General features: G+C 60.6%; 11 protein-coding genes. 1 reads left to right on the top strand and 10 read right to left on the bottom strand.

Annotated elements, in window-relative coordinates:
* Positions 1–21: 21 nt before the first annotated feature.
* The 10 genes from ACIOVB_RS13115 to ACIOVB_RS13070 form a co-directional block, all read right to left on the bottom strand.
* Positions 22–651 carry an ABC-type transport auxiliary lipoprotein family protein gene (locus ACIOVB_RS13115; RefSeq protein ID WP_401268265.1) on the bottom strand — a complete coding sequence of 210 codons (630 nt, stop codon included), beginning with the start codon at positions 649–651 and terminating at the stop codon, positions 22–24.
* Positions 648–1,586, bottom strand: coding sequence for an MlaD family protein (locus ACIOVB_RS13110; protein ID WP_401268263.1), 939 nt, complete (start codon positions 1,584–1,586; stop codon positions 648–650). The genes ACIOVB_RS13115 and ACIOVB_RS13110 overlap by 4 nt, the downstream gene beginning before the upstream one ends.
* Position 1,587: 1 nt before the next feature.
* Complete coding sequence (locus ACIOVB_RS13105) at positions 1,588–2,391, bottom strand: ABC transporter ATP-binding protein (protein WP_187677275.1); 804 nt, start codon at positions 2,389–2,391, stop codon at positions 1,588–1,590.
* A complete protein-coding gene (locus ACIOVB_RS13100) occupies positions 2,388–3,536 on the bottom strand; it encodes an ABC transporter permease (RefSeq protein ID WP_187677274.1) in 1,149 nt (382 codons plus the stop codon). Before ACIOVB_RS13100 ends, ACIOVB_RS13105 begins: the two co-directional genes overlap by 4 nt.
* A 54-nt stretch (positions 3,537–3,590) precedes the next feature.
* The gene (locus ACIOVB_RS13095) at positions 3,591–4,619 is read right to left on the bottom strand and encodes a DUF5924 family protein (protein ID WP_401268261.1); all 1,029 of its coding nucleotides are present in this window, start codon (positions 4,617–4,619) and stop codon (positions 3,591–3,593) included.
* A 194-nt stretch (positions 4,620–4,813) separates the two neighbouring features.
* Positions 4,814–6,208 (bottom strand): M16 family metallopeptidase, encoded by a 1,395-nt coding sequence (locus tag ACIOVB_RS13090; protein ID WP_401268258.1) that lies wholly within the window; start codon positions 6,206–6,208, stop codon positions 4,814–4,816.
* A gap of 181 nt (positions 6,209–6,389) precedes the next feature.
* Complete coding sequence (locus ACIOVB_RS13085; RefSeq protein WP_187677271.1) at positions 6,390–8,048, bottom strand: Na/Pi cotransporter family protein; 1,659 nt, start codon at positions 8,046–8,048, stop codon at positions 6,390–6,392.
* Between the two features lie 327 nt (positions 8,049–8,375).
* Positions 8,376–9,143 carry a TerC family protein gene (locus ACIOVB_RS13080; RefSeq protein WP_187677270.1) on the bottom strand — a complete coding sequence of 256 codons (768 nt, stop codon included), beginning with the start codon at positions 9,141–9,143 and terminating at the stop codon, positions 8,376–8,378.
* An 85-nt stretch (positions 9,144–9,228) separates the two neighbouring features.
* Complete coding sequence (locus ACIOVB_RS13075; RefSeq protein ID WP_401268255.1) at positions 9,229–10,536, bottom strand: CitMHS family transporter; 1,308 nt, start codon at positions 10,534–10,536, stop codon at positions 9,229–9,231.
* 402 nt (positions 10,537–10,938) lie between these two features.
* A complete protein-coding gene (locus ACIOVB_RS13070) occupies positions 10,939–11,265 on the bottom strand; it encodes a DOPA 4,5-dioxygenase family protein (protein ID WP_401268253.1) in 327 nt (108 codons plus the stop codon).
* 83 nt (positions 11,266–11,348) lie between these two features.
* Here ACIOVB_RS13070 and ACIOVB_RS13065 point away from each other — a divergent pair, with 83 nt between their 5' ends.
* A complete protein-coding gene (locus tag ACIOVB_RS13065) occupies positions 11,349–12,011 on the top strand; it encodes an NAD(P)-dependent oxidoreductase (protein WP_187677264.1) in 663 nt (220 codons plus the stop codon).

Genomic DNA, 12,011 nt, shown 5'->3' with positions numbered 1-12,011 from the left:
TACATTGGTTTTGTGTGGGGCTTAAGGTCTGGGTTGTGGTGCGAGTTTCTGCCCTTGATCTACCGCCCACGCCACGACCTTCGCGGTCAGGCGATCACTGGCCTGACCGAAGCCTGCGACCACCGCTGGCACCTGCACATCGCTCAACGGTTGACGCTCTTCAAAGCGGCGGCTGGCCAGAATCCGCTGGTCATAGCCACGCACCAGCAACGCATCGACTCGCACCACGACGCTGGCCTGCGTCCCCTGATATTCAGTCTGAAACGCCTGCAAATTCCCGCCCAGCTCCAGATCCGCGGCAAAGTTGCTGTCATCGGTACTCAGCAACGTCACCCGGCCATCACGCGCGAAGCCGTCCAGCAACCGATTACGCACCAGCACCGGCGCCGGATCGCTCCAGCGCGAAGCCTTGTAGCTGCTGATCACGTCGCCCTGTGGAATCACCGCAATACTCGGCCGGTTCAACGCTTCGCTGGCCTGCAACTTGTTCAGGCGCAGCGACCACTGCTGCGACGCCGCCGAACTGGCCGAGGCGGGTGCTTGTGCGCTCGGCAGACGGTAAACGTCCGATGGCTCCGACTTGGGCAAGATCGAGCACGCGCTGATCAGGGTAATGCTGGCGGCGAGGAGGGCGAGGCGAGTCAGCTTCATGGCGTGAACTCCTTGTTCTTGTCACTGCCCAGCAGGTAACCGCTGGGGTTGGCCTCCAGGCGTTGGGAAATGGCGCGCAGCGACGTCAGGGTTTCGCGCAGTTCGCGGATCGCCGGGGCGAGGCCATTGAGGCCCTGCATGCCGTTGTCGAGGGAGTTCTGGTTCTTGCTCAGCAGGCCGTTGATGGTCGCGCTGCTTTGTTCCAGCGACTTCATCGCCTGTTCGGCACTGCCTAGCGCCTGTTTGCCCTGATCGTTGAGCAGGCCGTTGGCGTTGCGCATCAACAGCGAGGTCTGTTCGAGCATGTTGCCGGCCTGTTTGCCGACCGTCGCCAGTTGCTGCATGGCCTGACGCAAGTCGCCGCGCTGATCGTTGATCGAGCCGGTGGTTTGTTCCAAGTGGGCGAGGGTGTTGCTGACGCGTTCGACGTTTTCGGCGGAGAACATGTGGTTGGCATTACCCAGCAACGTACTGATGCCGGTCATCAAGTCGTTGCTGTCATTGAGCAGGCGCGAAATCGGCGAAGGCGAGGCAACGATGGTCGGCAGGTTGCCGTCATGCCCTCTGAGTTTCGGGCTTTCTGGCGTACCGCCGCTGAGCTGGATGATCGACGTACCGGTGATCCCGGTCAGCGCCAGTTTCGCCAGGGTGTCTTCCTTGATCGGGGTGTCGCCACCCAGACGAATCCGCGCCAGCACCCGGCGCGGGTCCTGTGGATCGAGGCGCAGGCTGACCACGTCGCCGACCTTGATCCCGCTGTACTGCACCGAACTGCCTTTGGACAGACCGCTGACCGCCTCATTGAAGACGATTTCGTAATCCTTGAACTCGGTGTCGACGCTCGACTTGGCCAGGAACAGACCGAAGAGCAGGGCGCCGGCCACCACGATGACGGTGAACAGGCCAATCAACACATGATGGGCTCGGGTTTCCATGTCAGACCTCGTTAAGCAATTTGGCGGCGTCCAGCGCCGAGCGGCCGCGCGGGCCGTGGAAGTATTCGTGAATCCACGCGTCATCCGTTTCCGAAACGACGTCGATGGGACCCGCGACCAGCACTTTCTTCTGCGCCAGCACCGCCACGCGGTCGGTGATGGTGTAGAGCGTGTCGAGGTCGTGGGTCACCAGAAACACGCTCAGGCCCAGCGCGTCGCGCAGGGTCAGGATCAATTGATCGAACTGCGCCGCGCCGATCGGATCGAGGCCGGCGGTGGGTTCGTCGAGAAACAGGATGTCCGGATCCAGCGCCAAGGCCCGCGCCAATGCGGCGCGCTTGATCATGCCGCCGGACAGCGACGACGGGTATTTGTCCGCCGCCGACAGCGGCAACCCGGCCAGCGCCAGTTTGACCGCGGCCAGATGCTCGGCATCGTGACGGCTCAGGCCGGCGTGCTCGATCAGGGGCAGGGCGACGTTCTCGGTCACCGTCAGCGAGGAAAACAGCGCGCCTTTCTGGAACAGCACGCCAAAGCGCCGCTCGACCAGTGAGCGCTCGTGCTCGGACAGGCTTGGCAGGTTCTGGCCGAATACTTTGACGTTGCCTTCGCTGGGCCGGCGCAGGCCGACGATGCTGCGCAACAGCACCGATTTGCCGCTGCCGGAACCGCCGACCACGGCGAGGATTTCGCCTTTGTACAAATCCAGATCGAGGTTTTCGTGCACGCTCTGGCTGCCAAAGCGATTGCACAGACCACGGACTTCGATTACTGCCTCGGCGGGCGCGCGGGGTAGACGACTCACCAGCCCATCTCCATGAAGAACAGCGCGGCCACCGCGTCGAGCACGATCACCACAAAAATCGACTGCACCACGGCGGAGGTGGTGTGGGCGCCGACCGATTCGGCGCTGCCGCTGACCTTGAAGCCTTCCAGGCAACCGATCGCGGCGATCAGGAAGGCGAAGATCGGCGCTTTGACCAGCCCGACCAGGAAATGCTGAATGCCGATGTCCGATTGCAGCAGCGACAGAAACATCGCCGGCGAAATATCCAGCGACACCGCGCAGACCACGCCGCCACCGACGATGCCCGAGAGCATCGCCAGAAACGTCAACATCGGCAACGCCACCAGCATCGCCAGCACCCGTGGCACTACCAGCAACTCCATGGGGTCGAGGCCGAGGGTGCGGATCGCGTCGATTTCTTCGTTGGCCTTCATCGAGCCGATCTGCGCGGTGAACGCACTGGCGGTGCGCCCGGCCATCAGGATCGCCGTCAGCAACACGCCGAACTCACGCAGGAACGAGAAGCCCACCAGATCCACGGTAAAAATCGTCGCGCCGAAACTGGCCAGCACCGTCGCGCCGAGAAACGCCACCACCGCGCCGACCAGAAAGGTCAGCAACGCCACGATGGGCGCGGCGTCGAGACCGGTCTGTTCGATGTGCGCGATCATTGGCGTTATCCGCCAGCGCTTCGGCCGGAACAGGTTGCGGGCGATGGTTTCCAGAATCAGCCCGACGAAGCCGAGCAGTTGCAGGGTGTCTTGCCAGATCGTGTCGACGGCGCGGCCGATGCGCGTCAGCAACTGCACGCTGACGCTGACTTCCGGTTCCTTGATCGGCACGCAGAAATCGGTCAGCGACTGATACACGGTTTGCAGCAGCGCGCGATCAGCAGAGGAAATCGTGCAATCGGGATGTTCGGCGGATTTGCCGAGGCGTTCGGAACCGAGCAGTTCCACCAGCAACGAGGCGCCAGCGGTATCGAGGGCACCGAGGCCGTTCAGATCAATCGGCGTGCTGGCGTCGTATTGGCCGTGGAGCTTTTCGCTCAGTTGCTTGAGGTCGGCGTAATGGGCGAGCGTCCAGTCCCCGGTAACCCGCAGGCGGGCAGGGGTGATCGACGTGTCCAGTTGGGCACTGCCTGTCATTGAACGGCTGGTCATAAGCTCCGTGCTTTTCGGCTAAATACGCTGGCATACGTAATAGCACGAACCTGACTACTTTTCTTTGACCGCTGTGCTGTCCGTCACTTCAAACCGCAGCACGCCGATCACTTGGCCATCCTCGGTCAGTACTCGAACCTGCCACTTGCCTGCCGGATTGCCGGGGAAATTCTGCTTGTGCGTCCACGCCCGGTAGCCTTCCTTGCGCCCGCCATGGATGTCGAGAGCGATGCGATCGACCTCTTTGCCGTTGAACTGCCAGACGTGATAAATCCGCTCATCCAGGCCGCGCGGCGCGTTGATCGCGGTGTAGGCGTAGAGCCCGCCGTTGCGGATCTGTTCGGCACTGACCTCGTCGAGGCTGGCGCCGGGGGTGCGATCCTGCATCTGCGTACTGATCGCCACGTCGCTCATCCACAGCGTCGCTGGCGGCACCCAAGAACGCAGCACCCAGCCGACGCCGCCGATGCCCACCGTGATGCAGAGAATCGCCAGCGCGTTGCGCACCGTGCGGATCGGGAAGATGGAGGCCAGGCTCGGGAACGACAACACCACTGCGGTGCCCAGCGCCCATTTGAAACTCTGCGAAGTGGTCAGGTGCATGATCACCGGCAATGCAGTGAGCAGGGCGGCGAACAGGGTCAGGGTATGCAGCGCGAGAAACGCCCAGCGTCGCGGCGCCAGCCATTTGTAGTAGAGCGGATCGATCACCGAAATCAGTGCGGCGATGCTCAACAGCCCGGTGAAAATCAACTGGCCGCTGTTCCACGTCGTGGTGATGAAGAAGAACGGCAGGACAAAAAACAGGCTTTCCTGATGGATCATCTGCGTCGCGTAACGCAGCAGCGGCTGGGGAATTTCCCGTTTGAAAATCCGCGTGAACAGCTTGGTCAGGCTGTTTTCCAGCATCAGCCAGATCCAGCTCAGCAGCATGATCGTGGTGATCCAGCTCGCCAGGCCCTGTTGCCGGTCGACCAGAATGAAACTGCCGACCCCGGAGATGAAACCACCAAGCGCAATGACCCCGGGATAGCGCTTCATCAGTTCGAGAATGCGCTGGATCAGCAGGGTCAGTTTTGGCATTTTGGGGAGTCACGACACTGTAGGAAAAAACCCGGAAAGGTTACCGCCACATAACCCCTGTGGCGAGGGGATTTATCCCCGATCGGCGGCGCAGCCGTCGCAAATCCGGTGAATGCGGTTTGCCTCAATGAACGGGGTTCCTGTGTTTGGGGCTGCTGCGCAGCCCATCGAGGATAAATCCCCTCACCACAGGGTTATTGGTTGCCCACAGATTTTCGGCGGTGGTGCAAACGCCAGCCAGTCAGAATCAGCAGCAACACGCCCAGCCCACCCGCACTCAGCCACAACACCTGATCATCACTGATCAACGGCTTCTCGATCCGCAGATACCCCGGTTGCAGCAACAACTCGCGCATGGCCTTGTTCGCCGCGTCCAGCGTCACGCCCTGCAGCTCGCGGGCGGGGTTGGCGAAACGGCCGTCCTCATAGTCACCCAGCGCGCTCCAGTAGTAATCGGCCAGCGCGCTGTTGCCTTGCACCGCCCAGGCCTGATGAGCGATGGCGGCTTGTTTGATGCGGGCGAAGGTGTCCGGATCGAGGCCGTTTTTCAGCAGATCGGCCTTGAGGGTTTCCAGCACCTGGATGGCTTCGTCAACGTCATCGCGATCCAGATCAGCATTCAAGCTCATGAAGCCGACGCCACCAAACACTTCGCGCTCGGCCCACGGCCCATAAGACAAACCGTGGTTCAGGCGTATCTGTCGATACAGCGCCCAGTCGAGGTAGTCCTTGAGGATGTCGAAGGTCTGGTCGTACTGATCGTCCAGCACCGGTTCCGGCACCAGCCAGTGCAGCTTGGCGCTGTCGCCGATAAAACCACGGGTGAGGGTGCGTTCATGGGCAGCGCTGGAGCGGATGTCCGGCAACGGGCGATGTTCGCTCGGTTCAACCGCGTCGAGCGCGCCCCAAGTGCGTTCCAGATAGGCCGGCAGCAATTTGTCGAGTTCGCCGACGACGATCAGGCTCATGTTGTTCGGCGCGTACCAGGCCTTGCGCACCTTCTCCAATTGCTCTTGGGTCAGGTGATCAACCTCCGCGCGTTGCGGACATTTCAGGCCCAGTTCGACCGCCAGTTGATTGCTCGCGGTGTGGCCCAGATCCTGACGGTCGAGAAAGCGTTGCAGCTTGGTGTAGTGACCGCCGTCCTCACGCTCGACCACACGTTTGGCGGCGTTGATTGCGTTGTCGTCGATGCGGGTCTGGGTCAGCAGATCGAGCAGCAGGTCGAGCACTTTGCGCTGGTTCTTCGCCGGGGCTTCGATGACGAACGTGGTGTCGGCGTTGCTGGTGAAGGCGTTCCACTCGCCGCCGAGCGCTTGCATGCGTTCTTCGAGGCCGCCTTCGCCCGTGGCGTCGATGCCGCTGAACAGCAGATGCTCAAGCAGATGCGGCAGCTCTTTTTCATCACAGTCAAAGTCGTCGAGGCCGACGCCCACCACCAGCCGGATCGCCACATGCCCGCGTTCGGTGCCGGGCTTGAGTAGCAACTGCAAACCGTTGGGCAATGCATAGCCTTCGACCTGAAAACGATCCAGGGCAAAAGAGGGGAGTGAACCGAGCAACAGACAGGCGAACAACAGGCAACGCATAACAGGCTTCCATACGGCTGATTTGGAGATCCGTGTCGCTATTCAGGCCGCCCTTCGCGAGCAGGTCGAATCGTCGCACCGTCGCTCCCACAAGGGAACGTGTTTCAAAGGTGGGAGCGAGCCTGCTCGCGAAGGTCTTAAGGCTGAATCAAAGTTACTGACTAAACCCAGCCCCAGACGTTCAAGGCGAATGCGTAATGTCGCTCATATCATCCGCCGCCAGCGCCCCGGTATCCGCCGTTTCCAACACCACATACGCGCTGCCGCAAAACAGCGAATTGAGCCGTCTCATGTCTGCAATCAACTCCAGATGCAGCGAACTGGTTTCAATACTCTGCACGATCTTGCGTTGCAACCGACTGACATGCGCATGGGCCAAACGCCGTTCCTGCGCGCGAAAGCGCCGTTTCTCGCGCAGCAACTGGCGAGCGCTTTCGCGGTCGCTGCTGAGAAATACCGACAGGCCCAAACGCAGGTTGGCGATGAGTTGCTGATGCAGGACGGCCAAATCCTCCAGCCCCTCTTCGGAAAACGAACGACGCTGCGAAGTCTTCTGCTGCTGAATCTTGCGCAGCATGCGTTCGATCAGATCACTGGCCAGTTTCAGGTTGATCACCAGTTCGATGATTTCCGCCCAGCGCCGGCTGTCGTGCTCGCCGAGGTCCTCGCGGGGCATCTGTGCCAGATACAGCTTGATCGCGCTGCACAGCGACTCGATGTCATCGGTCAGCCGACGGATTTCCTGGGTGACGGCAGTTTGTTTGCCGCGCAGTACGTCGAGGGTGGCGTCGAGCATGTTGTCGAGCAGATCGCCCACGCGTAGGGTTTCCCGCGCGGCATTGGCCAAGGCCAGGCTGGGCGTGACCAGCGCGGTCGCGTCGAGATGGCGGGGCTTGGCCGTGCCGTTGACCTCCGGGCGCTCCGGCAGCAGCCAGGCGCAAAGCCGCGCCATCGGCCCGACACTCGGCAGCAGGATCAGGCAGCGCGCGGTGTTGTAGAGCAGGTGGAAGCCGATGACCATTTCCTGCGGACTGAAATCGAGGCTGTCGATCCAGTGCACCAGCGGATCGAGCACCGGGATGATCAACAAGAGGCCGATCAGCTTGTACAACAGACTGCCCAGCGCCACTTGCCGGCCCGCCGCGTTCTGCATGCTGGTGCTCATGAACGCCAGAATGCCGCTGCCGATATTCGCGCCGATCACCAGACCGATCGCCACCGGCAGGCTGATCACCGCAGCCCCGGCCAGCGTCGCGGTGAGCAGCACGGCGGCGAGGCTGGAATAGGAAATCATCGCGAACAACGCACCGACCAGGGCGTCGAGGAGGATGTCGCCTGTCAGAGAAGCAAAAATCACTTTCACGCCTTGAGCGTGGGTGATTGGTGCAGCCGCTTCGACGATCAATTGCAGCGCGAGAATGATCAGCCCCAAACCGATGCTGACCCGGCCCATCTGCCCGAGCCGCGTCTGTTTGCGCGACAGAAAGAAAATCACCCCGAGGAAAATCAGCAGTGGCGACAGCCACGACAAATCGAACGTCAGCACTCGCGCCATCAGCGCCGTACCGACGTCGGCACCGAGCATGGTCGCCAGTGCCGGGGTCAGTGCCATCAAGCCTTGGCCGACGAAGGAGGTGACGAGCATGGCGGTGGCGTTGCTGCTCTGCACCATCGCGGTCACGACGATACCGGCGACGAACGCGAGCCAGCGCTTGGACATATTCTGGCCGATCACATGGCGCAGATTGGTGCCGTACACCCGCAGGATGCCGGTTCGGACGATGTGCGTGCCCCAGATCAGCAGGGCGACGGCAGAAAGAAGATTGAGCAGGGTGAGCATGCAGACCCCCTGTAATAGCAGCGCCCCAGAGGAGCAAGTTGACGGTACCGCGCGGTTTCTACGTTCTGATACTTAAGCTGTAGTTGGCTAACGGTCTGGGCGCCAGCATTGCACAGCTAAAGTGCTGATTGAAACAAAAGTGTCATGAAAAAGGGTTCATGCACCCACTTGAATCCAACATATTTCCCGAAATTTGCCCAAAACAAATGTGGGAGCGAGCCTGCTCGCGAAAGCGGTGGATCAGCCAACATTGTTGTCGACTGACACTCCGTTTTCGCGAGCAGGCTCGCTCCCACAGGGGGTATTGCGTGCGCCTGGATTACCGGATTACTGCCCCGGAATGTCCTTGCGCAGTTTCACCGGATCCTGCTGCTGTTTCTTCTTCGCCATCGCCCCACGCAGTTTGATGTTGATCGCTTCAACCGCCAGCGAGAACGCCATCGCGAAGTAGACGTAGCCTTTTGGCACATGCACGTCGAACGACTCGGCAATCAGCACGGTACCGACCACCAGCAGGAACGACAGCGCCAGCATTTTCAGCGACGGGTGCTTGTCGATGAATTCGCTGATCGTACCCGCCGCGAGCATCATCACCAGCACCGCAACGATGATCGCTGCAACCATGACCGGTACGTGCGAGACCATGCCGACAGCGGTGATCACCGAGTCCAGCGAGAACACGATGTCGATGATCGCGATCTGGATGATGGTGTAGAGGAAGTTGCCGCCCTTGCCGCCTGGCGTTTCTTCGCTTTCGTCTTCGCCTTCCAGTGCGTGGTACATCTCTTGCGAGCTCTTCCACAACAGGAACAGACCACCGAAGAACAGGATCAGGTCGCGGCCGGAGATGCCTTGGCCGAAGACCACGAACAGGTCCGCGGTGAGGCGCATGACCCAGGTGATCGACAGCAGCAACAGGATCCGCGTGATCATGGCCAGCGCCAGACCGAAAATCCGGGTGCGCTGCTGCATGTGTTTAGGCATGCGGCTGACCAGGATCGAAATCATGATGATGTTATCGATGCCGAGGACGATTTCCAGGGCGGTCAGGGTAAAGAAGGCAACCCAGATTTCAGGGTTGGTCAGCCATTCCATGTGTATTCCTTTGAGCGATTGTTAAACCGAAAAAGGTCCGGGCTTCAAACAGCGAAGCCAGGACCCGCAACGGTGAGTCTTGGGCTTATAGAGTGCTGAACACCGGGAAAGTCCCCAACAGCAGCGCAGCAATCAGAATGCATATACAAACCAGGATCGCCCATTTCAGGGTGAAACGCTGGTGGTCACCAAAATCAATACCGGCCAGAGCCACCAACAGATAGGTCGATGGCACCAACGGGCTCAGCAAGTGCACGGGTTGACCGACGATCGAGGCACGAGCCATTTCCACCGCGGTGATCCCGTAGTGGCTGGCAGCCTCGGCCAACACCGGCAACACGCCATAGTAGAACGCATCGTTGGACATGAAGAAGGTGAACGGCATGCTCACCAGCGCCGTGATTACGGCCAGGTACGGGCCAAGGAAATCAGGGATCACCGCCAACAGGCTCTTCGACATCGCATCGACCATGCCGGTGCCCGACAGGATACCGGTGAAGATACCCGCCGCAAAGATCAGCCCGACCACTGCCAGCACACTACCGGCGTGAGCCGCGACGCGATCCTTCTGCATTTGCAGGCAAGGATAGTTGACGATCATTGCAATACTGAACGCCACCATGAACAACACCGGCAGCGGCAACAGGCCGGCGATCAAGGTGCACATGAGACCGAAGGTCAGCGCGCCGTTGAACCAGATCAATTTAGGACGACGGGCATCCGGGAACTGCGAAACGCTGATTTCGCTGTGATCGATATCGTCGCCCACTAGGTGCAACTCACCCAGACGCGCACGTTCACGCTTGCCGTAGAAGTAGGCAATGATCAGGATCGCCACCACACCGGCGCCCATGGCCGGGATCATCGGCACGAAGATGTCCGACGGATCGACATGCAGCGCACTGGCGGCACGGGCGGTCGGGCCACCCCACGGGGTCATGTTCATCACGCCACCGGCGAGGATGATCAGACCGGCCATGATTCGCGGGCTCATGCCGATGCGGCTGTATAGCGGCAGCATGGCGGCCACGCAGATCATGTAAGTGGTCGCGCCGTCACCATCGAGGGAAACGACGAGCGCCAGCACGGCGGTGCCGACCGAAACTTTCAGCGGATCGCCCTTGACCAGTTTGAGGATCTTGCGCACGGCCGGGTCGAACAGGCCGGAGTCGATCATCAGGGCGAAGTAGAGAATGGCGAACATCAGCATCACGCCAGTTGGCGCAAGCTTGGTGATGCCTTCGAGCATCATCGGGCCGATCTTCGGCGCGAAACCACCGAACAGGGCAAACAGGATCGGGATGATGATCAAAGCGATCAGCGCGGACAGGCGCTTGGTCATGATCAGGAACATGAACGTGATGACCATGGCGAAGCCAAGGAAAGTCAGCATGGGAATACTCCAGGCGTAGCGCGGCTAGTTGATTGAGCGGATCGTGGGGATCAGCGCAGAACGGGAAGCACGAGACGTACGGGCGGAGTGACAGCGCGGAGGCGGGCTACAGAGGACATCAGAATCACCATTGTTGTTGTTAATTGGGCCGGGCGAGCGAGCAATCACACGCGTTGGCCAACCGGTCTGTTGCCGGAAGTAAGGCGATCCTAATGGGGCAACCTTTCAGCTACCTTTCGCTGATGAAAGCTTTGAATGAACGGTCAACCGGCCGTCGGAAGCGGCTGGAGTCAATGAAAACGGGGAGCGGAACGAAAAATCAGGCGAAGACGCTGTGATCGCAGACACATACGCTTTCAGTTCGGCGCGGCCCCGCCCAGGGTCACGAACAAGAGCTACTGATCAAAAAACAGCCAGATTCAGCGGTCGCAGTGCGCCCATCCAGATCGCATGCTCGGTGTGGTCGAGCAAGTCATCACCGGTGTCCGGGTGCAGGAACACCACCAACCCCTTGCGATTGAGTGCCAGCCACGGCAGCACGTCGCTGATCAGCTCCGGGCCGAAGGCCAACTGACAGCTCCAGTCCGGGTGCGGGCCGACCGGGCGTTCGTGGACGCGGCCCATTTTCAATGGAAACAACTGCGCGGCTTGCTCGCACAAGGCTCGCGCCTGATCAATCGTGCCGGCGTCGAAATAGACGTGGGCGTGGTAGCCCTTGATCGCTTGCATCGGAAAGCCTCGCAAATCGGTTCGAACCCTCGGCGTTGCGCGTATGTCACACACCTTACAAGGGAAAACAAAAGGGATCAGCCATGAAAAATGCCGAAACCCCGGTGGTAAAAGTGGTGCTCTATGGTGCCATGAGTAGCCTGGGCGGCGCGTTGATGGCTGAGTTGCTGCGCCGCCAGCACGAAGTCATCGCCATTCTCGACGACCTCACGGCGCTCGCGCCACGTCCGGGCTTGCGCACCAAGAGCGGTGATCTGTTTGATATCGAACGGGTCAATCAAAGCGTAGCGGGGAGTTCAGCGGTGATCTGCCTGCTGGATGCGCCGGGTTTGCCGTTCAGCAGTGATCACGTGGAAAAGTCCGTTGTATTGGGGCCGGTTGAACAGGTGCTGGCCGTCGACGCACTGGTTGATGGGCTGCAATTGGCCAATGTCGCGCGATTGTTTCTGGTGGGTGATTTCGCCGTCCTCGACGAGCCGGAGCTGGACGATCGCCTGCAACGTCACGCCGCCGAAGAAATCCGCGAAGCCCTGCAAAGCAGCCCGCTGCACTGGACGCTGGTCAATGCGCCCCACGGCGTGGCCGGATTGACGATCGAGCATTTCAGCCAGGTCGGCGGCAATCTCGAGCCCGGTCTGGCCGAACCGCTGGAACGCTTGAATCGCGTGGCGGTGGGGATTGCCGATGAGCTGCGGCTGAATCTGCATGTGGGCCAGCATGTGAATTTTGTCGCGACGACCGAATGA

Source organism: Pseudomonas sp. NPDC087639 (assembly GCF_044743385.1).
Taxonomy (GTDB): domain Bacteria; phylum Pseudomonadota; class Gammaproteobacteria; order Pseudomonadales; family Pseudomonadaceae; genus Aquipseudomonas.
The sequence above is the reverse complement of the archived record's forward strand: the minus strand, read 5'-3'. Positions and strand labels throughout refer to the sequence as shown.